The sequence below is a fragment of the Pseudomonas sp. NPDC090592 genome, assembly GCF_044769185.1.
Lineage (GTDB): Bacteria > Pseudomonadota > Gammaproteobacteria > Pseudomonadales > Pseudomonadaceae > Aquipseudomonas.
This window is the reverse complement of the sequence record NZ_JBIVXJ010000011.1, coordinates 163,477-180,272: the sequence shown is the minus strand read 5'-3', so window position 1 is coordinate 180,272 and position 16,796 is coordinate 163,477. Positions and strand designations below refer to the sequence as shown.

Annotated in this window: 10 protein-coding genes; 5 read left to right on the top strand and 5 right to left on the bottom strand. The window is 62.7% G+C overall.

Translation table 11 applies throughout. The annotated features are described in order from the left end of the window. Positions 1-25: 25 nt before the first annotated feature. Both ACIQUI_RS12650 and ACIQUI_RS12645 read right to left on the bottom strand, forming a co-directional pair. A complete protein-coding gene (locus tag ACIQUI_RS12650) occupies positions 26-496 on the bottom strand; it encodes a MaoC family dehydratase (protein WP_016488563.1) in 471 nt (156 codons plus the stop codon). Positions 497-530: 34 nt separating this feature from the next. Further along, positions 531-1,475 (bottom strand): lysophospholipase, encoded by a 945-nt coding sequence (locus tag ACIQUI_RS12645; RefSeq protein ID WP_403198767.1) that lies wholly within the window; start codon positions 1,473-1,475, stop codon positions 531-533. 218 nt (positions 1,476-1,693) lie between these two features. On the opposite strand from ACIQUI_RS12645, the gene fadD2 reads away from it, so the two are divergent. Both fadD2 and fadD1 read left to right on the top strand, forming a co-directional pair. Further along, the gene (gene fadD2 / locus ACIQUI_RS12640) at positions 1,694-3,382 is read left to right on the top strand and encodes a long-chain-fatty-acid--CoA ligase FadD2 (RefSeq protein WP_403198765.1); all 1,689 of its coding nucleotides are present in this window, start codon (positions 1,694-1,696) and stop codon (positions 3,380-3,382) included. A gap of 334 nt (positions 3,383-3,716) precedes the next feature. After that, complete coding sequence (gene fadD1 / locus ACIQUI_RS12635) at positions 3,717-5,414, top strand: long-chain-fatty-acid--CoA ligase FadD1 (RefSeq protein ID WP_403198762.1); 1,698 nt, start codon at positions 3,717-3,719, stop codon at positions 5,412-5,414. A 103-nt stretch (positions 5,415-5,517) separates the two neighbouring features. Here the strand turns inward: fadD1 and ACIQUI_RS12630 are convergent, their stop codons facing one another. Both ACIQUI_RS12630 and ACIQUI_RS12625 read right to left on the bottom strand, forming a co-directional pair. Further along, positions 5,518-6,825: an NAD(P)/FAD-dependent oxidoreductase gene (locus ACIQUI_RS12630; protein WP_403198760.1), complete on the bottom strand. Its 1,308-nt coding sequence runs from the start codon at positions 6,823-6,825 to the stop codon at positions 5,518-5,520. Between the two features lie 24 nt (positions 6,826-6,849). Beyond that, on the bottom strand, positions 6,850-8,214 hold the full coding sequence (locus ACIQUI_RS12625) for a glutamine synthetase family protein (RefSeq protein WP_403198843.1): 1,365 nt from the start codon (positions 8,212-8,214) through the stop codon (positions 6,850-6,852). A gap of 533 nt (positions 8,215-8,747) precedes the next feature. On the opposite strand from ACIQUI_RS12625, the gene hrpA reads away from it, so the two are divergent. Both hrpA and ACIQUI_RS12615 read left to right on the top strand, forming a co-directional pair. Then, positions 8,748-12,653, top strand: a complete 3,906-nt coding sequence (hrpA, locus tag ACIQUI_RS12620) for an ATP-dependent RNA helicase HrpA (RefSeq protein ID WP_403198757.1) — start codon at positions 8,748-8,750, stop codon at positions 12,651-12,653. Between the two features lie 178 nt (positions 12,654-12,831). Then, complete coding sequence (locus ACIQUI_RS12615) at positions 12,832-13,953, top strand: beta-ketoacyl-ACP synthase III (protein WP_403198754.1); 1,122 nt, start codon at positions 12,832-12,834, stop codon at positions 13,951-13,953. 201 nt (positions 13,954-14,154) lie between these two features. On the opposite strand, the gene ACIQUI_RS12610 is transcribed toward ACIQUI_RS12615, so the two are convergent. Further along, positions 14,155-15,399 (bottom strand): putative porin, encoded by a 1,245-nt coding sequence (locus ACIQUI_RS12610; protein ID WP_391125273.1) that lies wholly within the window; start codon positions 15,397-15,399, stop codon positions 14,155-14,157. Between the two features lie 262 nt (positions 15,400-15,661). Between ACIQUI_RS12610 and ACIQUI_RS12605 the strand changes: the two genes are divergently transcribed. Then, on the top strand, positions 15,662-16,789 hold the full coding sequence (locus ACIQUI_RS12605; RefSeq protein ID WP_403198751.1) for a GNAT family N-acetyltransferase: 1,128 nt from the start codon (positions 15,662-15,664) through the stop codon (positions 16,787-16,789). Positions 16,790-16,796 lie beyond the last annotated feature (7 nt).

The following is a 16,796-nucleotide window of genomic DNA, read 5'->3' as shown; positions in this document are numbered from 1 at the left end:
AGGCCGGTACTGGCTACATCAGTTTTCAGCTAGCGACAAAATTCGGCGGCGACACCAGTTCGACGGTCTGCTGCTTGCGCGGCGCCAGGATCTCGGCCTCACCCTGCACCACCAGCTCATCGTTCTGGTTGTACACATTGGTGGCGATCCGCACCTTGAACTTTGGCAGTTTCTCGAGAATTTCCAGGCGCACGGTCAGGGTGTCGCCAATTTTTACCGGCTTCTGGAAGCTCATCTGCTGGCCCAGGTAGATGGTGCCTGGGCCTGGCAGGGTGCAGGCCACGGCTGCACTGATCAGCGCCCCGCTGAACATGCCATGGGCAATGCGCTCGCGGAACATGCTCTTGGCGGCAAACTCGGCATCCAGGTGAACCGGGTTGTGGTCACCCGACATCGCAGCGAACAGCTGGATGTCGCGTTCTTCAACGGACTTCTTGTACTCGGCCGTCTGGCCGACTTCGAGGGCTTCGTAAGGCGTGTTGGTGACCTGGGACATCGGGGCTTCCTTAAGCAGTAGGCGAGGGCGGCTATCATTCACTGCGCACAGGGCGGCCAAGGGCCAGTGCCTGTTCAAGCCAGCCGAGGATATCGGCGGTGACCTCGTCACGGTTGGTTTCGTTGAGTACTTCATGCCGCGCCTCAGGATAGACGCGCAGCTGTACATGTCGATTGCCGGTCGCGCGCAGGGCGTCGGCCAGGTGGGTAAGACGCTTGCCGGCACTGACCGGATCACATTCACCCCCGATCACCAGCATGGGCAGGTTCGGATCGATCTGCGCGAGGTTACTCGGCTGGCTGATCTGCGCCAAGCCTTGCAGCAGGTCGAGCCACAGCTGGTTGCTGCAACGAAAGCCGCACAACGGGTCGTTGACGTACAGGTCGACCTCGGCCGGGTCGCGGCTGAGCCAGTCGAACGCTGTGCGGTTGGGCTTGAAGGCCTTGTTGAACGAACCGAACGACAACCATTCGATCAGCGCACTCTTGCCCAGCGGCCCCTGGCGCCAGCTTTCCAGCCGGGCAATCAGCCGCGCCACGCGGTAAAGCGCCGCCGGCTGGTAGTTGGAGCCACTGAGGATCGCCCCGTGCAGGCTGGCGCTGTGGTGCAGCAGGTAGGCCTGGGCGATGTAGCTGCCCATGCTGTGGCCAAACAGGAACAGCGGCGTGCACGGGTACTGCTGGCCGATGTGCTGGGCCAGCAGGCCCAGGTCGTTGACGATGGCATTCCAGCCATGATGGCGGGCGAACAGGCCGAGGCTGCCCAGCTCGGCGGTGCGCCCGTGGCCGCGCTGGTCGGCGGCGAACAGGGCGAAGCCGGCGTCGTTCAGGGCGTGCCCCAGGTGGTGGTAGCGCCCGGCATGTTCGGCCATGCCATGGGCCAGCAGCACCACGGCTTTCACCGGTTTGGCCGGCAACCATTGGTGCACGTACAGGCTGCAGTGCTCGCTGGCAGGTAGCCAGAAGGCGTCGTGGGGCATGGCGGATCCTTGTGCGCACAGGTACCCGGACAGTGTATGCACAACCGGCCGGATTGCAGGAAGGGCACAAATAAGATTCACAATGTTAATGGCGGCACTTGGCGTGTATGCCACCTTGGACTTACCTGCTAACGTCGGATCAACGCCTTTTCGCCCGTGGGCGATCAGGTAGTGGACTAAAGGACGCAGTGCAGGTCCAGGCAGAGGAACAATAATAAATGCAAGCCGACTTCTGGAATGACAAGCGCCCGGCGGGCGTGCCTTCCACCATCGATATCAATGCCTACGCCTCGGTCGTCGAGGTGTTCGAGCGCTCCTGCAAGCGCTTTGCCGACCGCCCGGCATTCAGCAACCTGGGCGTGACCCTGACCTACGCAGAGCTGGAGCGCCACTCGGCAGCCTTCGCGGCCTGGTTGCAGCAGCACACCACGCTCAAGCCCGGTGACCGCATCGCGGTGCAGATGCCCAACGTGCTGCAATACCCGATCGCCGTCTTCGGTGCCATGCGCGCCGGCCTCATCGTGGTCAACACCAACCCGCTGTACACCGAGCGCGAAATGCGCCACCAGTTCAAGGACAGCGGTGCACGCGCGCTGGTGTACCTGAACATGTTCGGCAAGCGTGTGCAGGAGGTGCTGCCCGACACCGGCATCGAGTACCTGATCGAGGCAAAAATGGGCGACCTGTTGCCCACCGCCAAGGGCTGGCTGATCAACACCGTGGTCGACAAGCTCAAGAAGATGGTGCCGGCCTATCACCTGCCCCAGGCACTATCGTTCAAGCAGGTGCTGCGCCAAGGCCGCGGGCAGTCACCCAAACCGGTACCCCTGAGCCTGGGCGACATCGCCGTGTTGCAGTACACCGGTGGCACCACGGGCCTGGCCAAGGGCGCCATGCTCACCCACGGCAACCTGGTGGCAAACATGCTGCAGGTGCTGGCCTGTTTCTCGCAGCACGGCCCCGATGGGCAGAAGCTGCTCAAGGATGGCCAGGAGGTCATGATCGCACCGCTGCCGCTGTACCACATCTATGCCTTCACCGCGAACTGCATGTGCATGATGGTCACCGGCAACCACAACGTGCTTATTACCAACCCTCGGGATATCCCCGGCTTCATCAAGGAGCTGGGCAAGTGGCGGTTCTCTGCGTTGCTAGGCCTGAACACCCTGTTCGTAGCGCTGATGGACCATCCCGGTTTCCGCCAGCTGGACTTCTCCGCCCTCAAGGTCACCAATTCCGGCGGCACCGCGCTGGTCAAGGCCACCGCCGAACGCTGGGAGGCGCTTACTGGTTGCCGCATCGTCGAAGGCTACGGCCTGACTGAAACCTCGCCGGTGGCCAGCACCAACCCCTACGGCAAGCTGGCGCGCCTGGGTACGGTGGGCATCCCGGTGGCCGGTACCGCGTTCAAGGTGATCGATGATGACTGCAACGAGCTGCCGTTGGGCGAGCGGGGCGAGTTGTGCATCAAGGGGCCGCAGGTGATGAAGGGCTATTGGCAGCAACCTGAAGCCACGGCTCAGGCGCTGGATGCAGACGGTTGGTTCAAGACGGGTGATATCGCCATCATCGACCCGGACGGCTTCACCCGTATCGTCGACCGCAAGAAGGACATGATCATCGTCTCGGGTTTCAACGTGTACCCCAACGAGATCGAGGATGTAGTGATGGGCCACCCCAAGGTTGCCAACTGTGCAGCCATCGGCGTGCCGGACGAGCGCTCCGGCGAGGCGGTGAAGCTGTTCGTGGTGCCGCGCGAGGGCGGGTTGAGCGTGGAAGAGCTGAAGGCCTACTGCAAGGCCAACTTCACCGGCTACAAGGTGCCCAAGCACATCGTGCTGCGTGAGTCGCTGCCGATGACGCCGGTGGGCAAGATCCTGCGGCGGGAATTGCGTGATATAGCTTGAATTAGCTTCGAGCTTCGAGCTTCGAGCTTCAAGCTTCAAGCTTCAAGCTTCAAGCTTCAAGCGGCGAGCTAGAGCCTTGAGCACGCTCTATCTTGCCGCTTGAAGCTTGAAGCTTGCCGCTTTAAGTTAAATACTCTAAAAATGACCTGTATTGTTCATTGAGTCATTTTTGTGACTGCAAGGCCTGTTGTGGCCTCTAGGCGACCCCAAACAAAGCTGTTACTCTCGGGCCGCTTTCAGATGATCCGGTTTGCAACGAACCACCGTCTCATATCAATAATAAGCGCATAGACGCGCCAATCGAACTTCGCTGTTGCTGAAGGAGTGGGCTTCCATGATCGAACATTTTTGGAAGGATAAGTACCCAGCCGGGATTACGGCGGAAATCAATCCTGACGAATTCCCCAATATCCAGGCAGTACTCAAGCAATCCTGCCAACGCTTTGCCGACAAACCGGCCTTTAGCAACCTGGGCAAGACTATCACTTATGGCGAGCTGTATGCGCTGTCGGGGGCGTTTGCCGCCTGGTTGCAGCAGCATACCGACCTCAAGCCGGGTGACCGCATTGCCGTGCAACTGCCCAATGTCCTGCAATACCCGGTCGCGGTCTTCGGTGCCATGCGCGCCGGGCTGATCGTGGTCAACACCAACCCGCTTTATACCGCGCGGGAAATGGAGCACCAGTTCAACGACTCCGGCGCCAAGGCCCTGGTGTGCCTGGCCAACATGGCCCACCTGGCTGAAAAAGTGGTGCCCAAGACCCAGGTCAGGCACGTTATCGTCACCGAAGTGGCCGACCTGCTGCCGCCGCTCAAGCGCCTGCTGATCAACAGCGTGATCAAGTACGTGAAGAAGATGGTACCGGCCTACAACTTGCCGCGTGCCATACGCTTCAACGACGCGTTGGCATTGGGCAAGGGCCAGCCGGTGACCGAGGCCAACCCGCAGGCCAACGACGTGGCCGTGCTGCAGTACACCGGCGGCACCACCGGCGTGGCCAAGGGCGCGATGCTGACCCATCGCAACCTGGTGGCCAACATGCTGCAGTGCCGGGCGCTGATGGGGTCGAACCTGCATGAAGGCTGCGAAATCCTCATCACCCCGCTGCCGCTGTACCACATCTATGCCTTTACCTTCCATTGCATGGCCATGATGCTGATCGGCAACCACAACGTGCTGATCAGCAACCCGCGTGACTTGCCGGCCATGGTCAAGGAGCTGGGCAAATGGAAGTTCAGCGGCTTTGTCGGCCTCAACACCCTGTTCGTTGCCCTGTGCAACAACGAGGCGTTCCGTGCCCTGGACTTTTCGGCGCTGAAAATCACCCTGTCGGGTGGCATGGCCCTGCAACTGAGCGTGGCTGAACGCTGGAAAGCCGTTACCGGCTGCGCCATCTGTGAAGGCTACGGCATGACCGAGACCAGCCCGGTGGCGGCGGTGAACCCGGCAGAGGCCAACCAGGTGGGTACCATTGGCATTCCGGTGCCGTCGACCCTGTGCAAGATCATCGACGACGCCGGCAATGAGCTGCCGCTTGGCGAAGTGGGCGAGCTGTGCGTCAAGGGCCCGCAGGTGATGAAGGGCTACTGGCAGCGTGAAGACGCCACCGCCGAAATCCTCGACAGCGAAGGCTGGCTGAAGACCGGTGACATTGCGCTGATCCAGGCGGATGGCTACATGCGCATCGTCGACCGCAAGAAGGACATGATCCTGGTCTCGGGCTTCAACGTGTACCCGAACGAACTGGAAGATGTGCTGGCGGCCTTGCCGGGCGTGTTGCAATGCGCGGCCATTGGTGTGCCGGACGAGAAGTCGGGTGAAGTGATCAAGGTGTTCATCGTGGTCAAGCCGGGCATGACCGTGACCAAGGAGCAGGTGATGGAGCACATGCGTGCCAACGTTACCGGCTACAAGGTACCGCGCATGATCGAGTTCCGTGATTCGTTGCCAACCACCAACGTGGGCAAGATTTTGCGCCGCGAGCTGCGTGATGAAGAGCTGAAGAAGCAGGGCTTGAAGAAGATCGCCTGATCGACATGACAGGCCTCTTCGCGGGCACGCCCGCTCCCACAGGTATTGCGCCGAGCCAGAGGGCTGCGCTGTACCTGTGGGAGCGGGCGTGCCCGCGAATACTTCAGCGCAGTTTCTCAAGCATCTGGTAGTACCACATACCCGCCGCCAGCAGCGGGTTGCCCAGCAAGTCCCCCATAGGCACCCGCACATGCTTGCACTGGGCAAAGGTGTCGAACTTCTCCAGCGTGCCGGTCAAGGCCTCGGCCATGATCTCGCCCATGATGTGGCTGGTGGCAATGCCATGCCCCGAATACCCCTGGCAATACCACACGTTGTCCGACAGCTTGCCCAACTGCGGAATGCGGTTGACCACGATGCCCATGGCGCAGCTCCACTGGAACTCGATCGGCACGCCCTTGAGCGCCGGGAAGGTGCGTTCGATGCACGGGCGCAGCTCGCCTTCGATGTCGCGTGAGTCCTTGCCCGAGTAATTGGCGCCACCGCCAAACAGCAGGCGCTTGTCGGCCGTGAGGCGGTAGTAGTCCAGCACGAAGCGGCAGTCGTACACCGCCAGGTCCTGCGGGTTGATCTGCTCGGCCAGCTCACCCAGCGGCGCGGTAGTGACAATGCCGCCCATGGCCGGGAAGATCTTGCCCTTGAGCTGGCGCTTTTCCAGCTTGTGGTACACATCGCCAGCCAGCATCACCTGGCGTGCCTCGACCCGCCCATGGGCGGTGACCACCGCCGGGCGTGGGCCGTGGACGATGTCCAGTACTTCGGAGTTCTCGAAAATCAGTGCACCCAGGCTGTGGGCAGCGCGGGCCTCACCCAGGCACAGGTTGAGCGGGTGCAGGTGCAGGTTGCGCAGGTTCTTCAGGGCGCCCAGGTACAGCGGGCTTTGCAGGTGCTCGGCCACTGCTGCGCGGTCGAGCAATTGCACCTGCTCGCCCATGCCACGGCGTTGGGCCTCGGCCTCGAAAGCGCGCAGCTCGCTCAGGTGCGAGGGCTTCATCGCCGCATGCAGGTGGCCGTGCTTGAGGTCGCAGTCGATGCCATAGCGCGCTACGCGCTGCTCGATCAGTTGGTGGCCGCGCCAGCGCAGGTGCCAGATGAAATCGTCGACCTCGGCGCCCAGGTGGCTGCGCATTTGCGAGCGCATGGCTTCGTCGCCCGACAGGCTGCCAGTGACCTGGCCACCATTGCGGCCGCTGGCGCCCCAGCCGATGCGGTTGGTTTCGACAATGGCCACTTTCAGGCCACGCTCGGCCAGTTCCACCGCCGTGGCCACGCCGGTGAAGCCGCCGCCGATGATGGCCACGTCAACCTGCACCGTGCCCTTTAGCTGCGGGTACTCGGTGTGGTCGTTCAGGGTGGCGCTGTAGTAGGACGGCGCACGCTGCGCCGGGCCTTTGTTCAATGCTGCGTTCATGGGTGTTCCTTGTTAGGTAGGGGCTCAGGCCTGGTGCAGGTACCAGCGCCAGTCCTGCTCGCTGACTTCGGCCATGAACTGGCGATACTCGGCGCGCTTGACCTTCAGGTACACGCCGAGGAAGTCTTCGCCCAATGCTTCGAGGGCCCAATGGGAGTGCTGCAGGGCGTCGAGGGCAGTCAGCCAGTCGGTGGGCAGGTGCTCGGTGGCCTGGGCATAGCCGTTGCCCTGCACCGGTGTGCCTGGGTCCAGCTGTTCGCGGATGCCGCGATGGCTGGCGGCAAGAATCGCCGCAGCAGCCAGGTAAGGGTTGGCATCGGCGCCGCAGATGCGGTGCTCCACATGCCGGCTGTTGGCCGGGCCACCGGGCACGCGCAGGCTCACGGTGCGGTTGTCCACGCCCCAGGTCGGCGCCAGGGGGGCATAGCTGTTGGCCTGGAAGCGGCGGAACGAGTTGGCGTTGGGGCAAAACAGCAGCAGCGAGTCGCGCAGATGGCGCAGCATGCCGGCTACGGCCTGGCGCAGCAGCGGGGTGCCGGCCTTGTCCTCGCTGGCGAACAGGTTGTTGCCGTGGCTGTCGGCCAGGCTCAGGTGCATGTGCATGCCGGTACCGGCCAGGTTGGCAAACGGCTTGGCCATGAAGCAGGCCTGCATGCCATGGGCATGGGCCACGCCTTTTACCAGGCGCTTGTAGCGCACGGCCTGGTCCATGGCCTGCAGGGCGTCGCCGTGCTCAAGGGTAATTTCAACCTGACCGGGTGCGTATTCGGAAATCGCCGTGCGTGCCGGGATGCCCTGGGCCTTGCAGGCGGCGTACAGGTCGGCGAGGAACGGTTCGATCTGTTCCAGTTCACGCAGGCCATAGACCTGGGTGCTGCGCGGGCGGCCGCCATCATTGTCCAGTGCCGGTTGCGGGCGGCCTTGGGCGTCACGCTGCTGGTCGAGCAGGTAGAACTCCAGTTCGCAGGCCATCACCGGGTGGTAGCCGTCGGCTTTCAGCGCTTCAATGGTGCGCAGCAGCACGTGGCGCGGGTCGGCGACGCTGGCTGGCAGGCCTTCGCTGGGGTGCATGCTGACCTGCACGGCGGCGGTCGGCACACGCCGCCAGGGCAGGCGCACCAGGCTGCCATCCAGCGGGTAGGCGCGGCAGTCGATGTCGCCCACGTCCCACACCAGGCCGGAGTTTTCCACGTCGTCGCCGTTCAGGGTCAGGCCAAGGATGGTGCTGGGCAGCGGCCGGCCGGTCTGGTACACGGCCAGCAGTTCGTCACGGTGCAGCAGCTTGCCGCGGGGTACGCCGTTGGCGTCGAGGATGAACAGTTCGAACAGCTCGATATCGGGGTTGTCAGCCAGGAAACGGCTAGCCTGCTCTACAGGTGCAAAGTGCATGATGAATTCGCTCACGGGCGCACAGGACTTCGCGCAACAAGCGCGGTCCAGTTGAGTCAAACGGCCAGGCGATGGCCGGGTTTGGTCACAATGGCGTGAGCGAGGTGTCTGGTGGGCGTGCGTGGCGGCAGTGCCACAGGGCCCAGAAGGCGAGGATGATGTGCACCAGCGGATTCTCACCGGCACGGCTCCGGGCCTTCGCTAGCGAAGGGCGGGAAGACGGTGGGGCGATGGGCTGGGCGGGAGTCATGCCTTTGATACTCACATGCGGCGTAAGGTTGATTAAAGCAGTGAATGGCAACCTTTACATCGTTGCTGGCTAAACATTTGGTTGCCTGTGCCGGCCTCTTCGCGGGCTTGCCCGCTCCCACAGGATTACCTCCAGCCTGAAAATTGTGGGGGACCTGTGGGAGCGGGCAAGCCCGCGAAGAGGCAGGCACAGGCAGCAGAGAATCGGCAAATCTGCGACAATCGCGCATCCTTCGAATGCCGATCATGAAAAAGCAGGCCCACCTGCATCACTAAAAAGCCCCATGACTGACCACGCCATCGACAAACTGCTGCAAAACCTCGACCACGCCATGATTGCCGACCGCCATCGCCTGCGCCGGCAACTGCACGAACTGCGCAAGCGCCCCGACGAGGCCAAGCTGGCGCAGTGGGTGGAAAAGGTCCAGGCCTCCTGTGCCCAGGTCACTGCACGTCAACAGAGCGTGCCGACCGTGCGCTACGACGACAACCTGCCGATCGCCGCCAAACGTGACGAAATCAAGAAGGCCCTGGCGGAAAACCAGGTGCTGGTGATCGCTGGCGAAACCGGTTCGGGCAAGACCACCCAGCTGCCGAAAATCTGCCTGGAACTGGGCCGTGGCAGCCATGGCCTGATCGCCCATACCCAGCCGCGCCGTATCGCTGCGCGCAGCGTTGCCACACGGGTTGCCGAAGAGCTGGGCACGCCCTTGGGCGGGCTGGTCGGCTATCAGGTGCGTTTCGAAGACCAGAGCGATGCCAACACCCTGGTCAAGCTGATGACCGATGGCATCCTGCTGGCCGAAACCCAGCATGACCGGTTCCTGGAACGCTACGACACGATCATCGTCGACGAAGCCCACGAACGCAGCCTGAACATCGACTTCCTGCTTGGCTACCTGAAGACCCTGCTGCACCGCCGGCCAGAGCTGAAGCTGATCATCACTTCGGCGACCATCGACCTGGAGCGTTTTTCCAAGCACTTCGACGGCGCGCCGATCATCGAGGTGTCCGGGCGTACTTTCCCGGTGGAAACCTGGTACCGCCCGCTGACCAGCGAGCAGGACGAGGAAGGCAACCAGATCGAGGACGACCTCACTGTCGATCAGGCGATCCTCGCCACCCTGGATGAGCTGGCGCACCACGAGCGCAGCGAAGGCAAGGGCCCGGGCGATGTGCTGATCTTCCTGCCGGGCGAGCGGGAAATCCGCGATGCCGCCGAGATCCTGCGCAAGGCGCAATTGCGCCATACCGAGATACTGCCGCTGTATGCACGCCTGTCACCGGCCGAGCAGCAGCGCATTTTCCAGTCGCACACCGGGCGTCGGGTAATCCTGGCCACCAACGTCGCGGAAACCTCGCTGACTGTGCCGGGCATTCGCTACGTGATCGATACCGGTACCGCGCGCATCAGCCGCTACAGCTACCGCGCCAAGGTACAGCGCCTGCCGATCGAGGCGGTGTCGCAGGCCAGTGCCAACCAGCGTAAAGGCCGTTGCGGCCGGGTGGAACCTGGCATTTGCGTACGCCTGTACAGCGAAGAGGATTTCAACAGCCGGCCCGCGTTCACCGACCCGGAGATCCTGCGCACCAACCTGGCGGCAGTGATCCTGCAGATGCTGCACCTGCGCCTGGGCGCTATCGATGCTTTCCCGTTCATCGAGCCGCCAGATGGCAAGGCCATCAGCGACGGCTTCAACTTGTTGCAGGAGCTGTCAGCGGTCAACCGCGAGAACCAGCTGACCCCGCTTGGGCGGCAGCTGGCGCGTTTGCCGATCGACCCGCGGCTGGGCCGCATGTTGCTGGAGGGCGCTCGCCAGGGCAGCCTGCAGGAAGTGCTGATCGTCACCAGTGCGCTGTCGGTGCAGGACCCGCGCGAACGCCCACCGGAGCGCCAGCAGGCCGCCGACCAGGCGCACGCGCAGTGGAAGGATGTGGACTCTGATTTCGCCGCGCTGGTCAACTTGTGGCGCGGCTTTGAAGAGCAGCGCCAGGCACTGACCGCCAACCCGCTGCGCAGTTGGTGCCGGAAGAACTTCCTCAACTACCTGCGCCTGCGTGAGTGGCGCGATGCCCATCGCCAGCTGGCACTGATCTGCCGTGACCTGCAGCTGACGGTGAACAAGGAACCGTCCGACTACCAGAAGATGCACAAGGCCATCCTCAGCGGCCTGCTCAGCCAGATTGGCCAGAAGACCGAAGAAGGCGACTACCAGGGCGCCCGTCAGCGACGCTTCTGGGTGCACCCGTCGTCGGGCCTGGGGCGCAAGCGCCCGCAGTGGGTGATGGCCGCCGAGCTGGTCGAAACCACCAAGCTGTACGCGCGTATGGTCGCCAAGATCGAACCTGACTGGATCGAGCCGCTGGCTGGCCACCTGGTCAAGAAGAACCACTTCGAACCGCACTGGGAGAAGAAGCGCGGGCAGGTTGTGGCCTATGAGCAGATCACCCTGTACGGCCTGATCCTGGTCGGCCGCCGCCCGGTGCACTTCGGCCCGATCGACCCGGTCACCTCGCGCGAGCTGTTCATCCGCGAAGGCCTGGTGGGTGGCGAAATCCAGTCGCGGGCCAAGTGCCTGGCGGCCAACAAACGCCTGCTTGAAGACCTCGACGAGCTGGAGGCCAAGGCCCGCCGGCGCGACATCCTTGCCGATGAGGAAACGCTGTACGCCTTCTACGAAGCGCGCCTGCCGGCGGAAATCCACCAGACCGCGACCTTTGACAGCTGGTACCGCATGGGCAGCCAGAAGGACGCCAACCTGCTGATCATGCGTGAGGAAGACGTGCTGGCCCGCGAGGCCAGTGAAGTCACCGCCGCGCAATACCCCGACAGCATGCAGGTGGGCGAGCTGCGCTTGCCGCTGAGCTACCACTTCGAGCCCGGCCACCCACGTGACGGCGTGACGGTGCGGGTGCCGGCGCCGCTGCTGCCAAGCCTGCCGGGCGAGCGTCTGGAATGGCTGGTGCCGGGCCTGCTGGAAGCCAAGTGCGTGGCGCTGATACGCAACCTGCCAAAGGCCCTGCGCAAGAACTTCGTGCCGGTACCGGACTTCGTCAAGGCCTCGCTGGCACGCATGACCTTTGGCCAAGGTGCACTACCGCAGGCTTTGGGCCAGGAGTTGCTGCGCATGACAGGGGCGCGCGTGGCCGACGAGGCTTGGGAAGAGTCGATCCAGCTGGTCGAAGGCCACCTGCGCATGAACATCGAAGTGGTCGATGGCCAGGGCAAGTTCCTTGGCGAAGGCCGCGATCTTGCCGAGCTGACGGCACGCTTTGCCGCTGCCAGCCAGGCGGCGCTGGCCGTGCCGCGTGATGCCAAAAGCGAGCAGCCGGTACAGGCCAAGGCCTTCACGGAAGTGAAGCAGACTGCTCAACAGAAGATCGCGGGGCTTTCGATGACCGTGTACCCGGCGCTGGTGGATGAGGGCGGCACCGTGCGCGAAGGGCGTTTCTCGACCCAGGCTGAAGCCGAGTTCCAGCACCGCCGTGCGCTTCAGCGCCTGTTGTTGCAGCAGTTGGCCGAGCCGGCCAAATTCCTGCGTGGCAAACTGCCGGGCCTGACCGAACTGGGCCTGTTGTACCGCGAAATGGGCCGGGTCGAGGCGCTGGTCGAGGACATCCTGCTGGCCAGCCTGGACAGCTGCATCCTCGAAGGTGAGCAGACGTTGCCACGCGATGGCGCGGCCCTGGCCGGGCTGGCTGAGCGCAAGCGCGGTAGCTGGGCCGAACACGCCGAGCGCCTGGCGCGTCAGACCCTGGAGGTGCTGAAGCTGTGGCATGGGTTGCAAAAGCGCTTCAAGGGCAAGATCGACCTCAGCCAGGCGGTGGCGCTGAACGACATCAAGCAACAGCTGGGCAACCTGGTTTACCCAGGCTTTGTGCGTGAAACGCCCGGGGTGTGGTTCAAGGAGTTGCCGCGTTACCTCAAGGCGGTGGAATTGCGCCTGGAGAAACTGGGTTCGCAAGTGCAGAAGGACCGGGTGTGGAGCGGCGAACTGGCCAACCTGTGGGCGCAGTACAAGGCCCGTGCCGACAAGCATGCCCAGGAGGGCAAGCGGGATGAACAGCTGACCTTGTACCGCTGGTGGCTGGAGGAATACCGGGTGTCGCTGTTTGCCCAGCAGCTGGGGACCAAGGTGCCGATTTCCGACAAAAGATTGAGCAAGCAGTGGAGCCAGGTGGAGGGCTAAACTTCCACAGATGTGGCAATATTGGTGCAATTTGGGGCCGGCGCACGGCCCCTGTGGGAGCGGGCGTGCCCGCGAACGAGGGCGTAGCCCTCGCCCTTGAATTGGTACTAAAGTGCCATAATCCTGTCATATCCCAGCCAGCGCCCCGTGGCGATGGCCTTTGACCAGAGGAACGACCGTGCATAACGTCGTGATCAGCGGCACCGGCCTGTATACCCCGGCCCAGAGTATTTCCAACGAAGAACTGGTGGCCTCGTTCAACGCCTGGTCGCAGCAGTTCAACCAGGACAACGCCGCCGCCATCGAGCGCGGTGAAATCGAAGCGGCGCCGGTGTCCGACGCGGCGTTCATCGAAAAGGCTTCGGGCATCAAGAGCCGCTTCGTGATGGACAAGGCCGGCATCCTCGACCCGCAGCGCATGAAGCCACGCCTGCCAGAACGCTCCAACGACGAACCCTCGGTGCTCTGTGAAATGGCCGTGGCCGCTGCCCGTCAGGCATTGGAGCGCGCCGGGCGCACGGCTGCCGATGTCGACGGGGTGATCGTTGCCTGTTCCAACCTGCAGCGTCCGTACCCGGCCATCGCCATCGAAGTGCAACAGGCGCTGGGCATCCAGGGCTTTGCCTTCGACATGAACGTGGCGTGTTCATCGGCCACGTTCGGCATTCAGACCGCCGCCAACAGTGTGGCCCTGGGCCAGGCGCGTGCGGTGCTGATGGTCAACCCGGAGGTGTGCACCGGCCACCTGAACTTCCGTGACCGCGACAGCCATTTCATTTTCGGTGATGCCGCCACCGCCGTGTTGCTCGAGCGTGCCGACAAGGCCACCTCGGTGCACCAGTTCGACATCGTCAGCAGCAAGCTGTGGACCGAGTTCTCCAACAACATCCGCAACAACTTCGGCTTCCTCAACCGCGCGGCGGAAGAGGGCGAGGGTGCGGCAGACAAGCTGTTCATCCAGGAAGGCCGCAAGGTGTTCCGCGAGGTGTGCCCGAAGGTGGCAGAGCTGATCGGTGAGCACCTGCAGGAAAATGGCCTGCAACCGAGCGATGTGAAGCGCTTCTGGTTGCACCAGGCCAACCTCAGCATGAACCACCTGATCGTCAAGAAGCTGCTGGGGCGTGAAGTGGCCGAGGAAGATGCGCCGGTGATTCTGGACCGTTACGCCAACACCAGTTCGGCGGGGTCGGTGATTGCCTTCCACCTGTACCAGGATGACCTGGCCAAGGGGTCGCTGGGGGTGTTGAGCTCGTTTGGTGCGGGTTATTCGATTGGTAGTGTGATCCTGCGCAAACGCTGAATTTTTTGGCGCCTGTACCGGCCTCTTCGCGGGCTTGCCCGCTCCCACAGGTACTCCACAGTTCTTGAGATCTGTGGTGATTCTGTGGGAGCGGGCAAGCCCGCGAAGAGGCCGGCGCATTTCTACCAGGCAAAAAAAAGCGGGAAACGCCGGATGGGGTCGGCATTTCCCGCTTCACAGTGAAGCAGAGGAGGGTGTCGCTTAGAACTTGGCTTCCAGGTCTACCTGCAGGGTGTCTACGTCAGCATCGCTGTTCGGCAGGTTGGAGTAGTCGGTCTTGGCCATCAGGTAGGCCGCGCCCAGGGCGAAGTTCTTGTCGATTTCGTAACCCACTTTGAACTTGTGGCCACGAGAACCGGTGAAGCCGTTACCGAAGTCAGAGTCGGTGAACAGGCTGACTACACCGTTACGCTGTACGTCGCGGTAGTTGTAGTCCAGGCTCCAGGCACCGATCTTGCTCTTCACACCTGCCAGCCAGGCCTTGTCCTTGCCGTCGGTGCTTTCGGTGTTCTTGACGAACTGGCCGTAAGCCGACAGTGGGATGGCGAAGCCGGTGAAGTCGATCTGACCGAAGCCTTCAACCAGGTTGAACTCGTCGGTGGTGTTGCCCAGCGAACGCAGGGCGGCCGAGGCCTTGTCGTTGTCGTAGCCGTAGATGCTGCCGCCAACGGTAACCTTGACGGTGTCAGCCGCGTTGAACTTGGTACCCAGCTGGGCCGCGTACAGCTGCGCGTCGTGCTTGAACTGCACGCCGTCGCCGTCGACGTTGTCCTTCAGGTTGTAGTGGCCGATGCTGCCGAACACTTCGGCCGGGCCGAGGTTGGTCTTGTAGGTAGCTGCCACGCCTTCCGGGTTGATGTCGCTGTCCCAGATGATGTCGCCCATGCTCACCCAAGGCTGGTTCATCTTGCCGCCGATCAGGTGCAGGTTTGGCACGGCAGTCGGGTGCCAGTCGAGGTAGGCCAGGTCGACCCACAGCGATTTCTTCTCGAAGTAGTTGTCCAGGCTCTGGTTGGTCGAGCGGGCATCGGCGCTGCTGCCGGTGGCCACACGCACGCCGGCGTCGACCTGCGGGTTGATCTCGCTGTAGAAGCCGACACGGGCACGTACGCGCTCACGGTCCTGGTTGCCACTGCGCGAGATCGGGTTGTCGACGTTGACGTCTTCGTAGCGCAGGCGTACATCACCCTTGATCTGGGTCTTGGCGGCCCATGCCACTTTTTGTTCGAAGTTGCTCATACGTTCAGACTGAGCTTTCTGGTCGGCCTTTTCCTTGGTTTCTTTCGCCAGGTCGCCCTGCAGTTCGTTGTACTGCGCCTGGTTGATCGAGCCGTTGGCGCGGAGCATTTCGAGCAGCTTGGCGTCGACAGCAGCACTGGCCGGGGCGCTCAGAGCCAGCATCATGCCGGTGAGGCTCACTCCGGTAAGTGTAGAAACAAGACGCATAAGGTTCTCCCTACTGAAAAAAATGGGGGAGGCTCAAGCGCCTGCCCCTGCGTTGGCATGTCTTCGGAAAGGGCCTGACTAGACAGGTTCTGGGGTTCCGGAAAACAGGCGCAAGTATTGCGGGGGCCAATGACAGATTAATGTCTAATTAGTGGCACTGTTGTTAAGTAATTGAGAATAAAAGGATCAGCCTGGCTTTCGTCATTTGAGTGACGGGCCTTCCTTAGGGATACTGAAGGCCTTCACACAGCGAGCCAAAACCGTGACCAGCCTGTATAGCCTTGCCCATTTGCGTGATCTTCCGGCGGCCACCTGGGATGCCTTGGTACCCGCAGGCCAGCCGTTCCTGCGCCATGCCTTTCTCAGCGCGATGGAGGACAGCGCCAGCGTGCAGCGCAGCACGGGCTGGGCTGCCGAGCACCTGGTGCTGGAGCGTGAGGGGCAGGTGCGGGCACTGATGCCGGCGTACCGCAAGTGGCACTCCTATGGCGAGTATGTGTTTGACCATGGCTGGGCCGATGCCTGTGAGCGAGCCGGCATTGCCTACTATCCCAAGCTGTTGGGGGCCGTGCCGTTCAGCCCTGTCAGCGGGCCGCGCCTTTTTGCCGCCGACCCGGCTGACGGTTTGATGATGTTGCAGGCCCTGCCCGAGTATCTGGCCAAGGGTGGGCTTTCTGGTGCGCACATCAACTTCACCGACTCGGCGCTGGACGCGCAACTGGCAGCCCAGCCGGGCTGGATGGAGCGCCTGGGTTGCCAGTTCCATTGGCAGAATCGCGGCTACCGCGATTTCCAGGATTTTCTCGACAGCCTGAGTTCGCGCAAGCGCAAGCAGATGCGCAAGGAGCGTGAGCAGGTGGCGGGGCAGGGCATTGATTTTCGCTGGTACCGAGGTGATGAACTGGATGAAGCCCAGTGGGATTTCGTCTTCCTCTGTTATGCCAACACTTATGCGGTGCGCCGCCGGGCGCCGTACCTTACACGCGAGTTTTTCAGTTTGCTGGCCGAGCGCATGCCTGAGGCTGTACGCGTGGTGATGGCTCGCCAGGGCGGGCGTGATGTGGCAATGGCCCTGAGCCTGGTGGGGGGCGACAGCCTGTTTGGCCGTTACTGGGGCTGCCTGGATGAATTCGATCGGCTGCATTTCGAGACGTGTTTCTACCAGGGCATGGAGTTTGCCATTGCCGAGGGGTATCAGCGTTTCGATGCCGGGGCGCAGGGGGAACACAAACTGATGCGCGGGTTTGAGCCGGTGTTGACGCGGTCGTGGCATTACCTGCTGCACCCGGGGTTGCGGCGGGCGGTGGAGGATTTTCTCGTGCAGGAGCGGGACGGGGTGAGGGCCTACGCCGAAGAGGCGCGGGGGATGTTGCCTTATCGCCGGGACTGAGGGATTT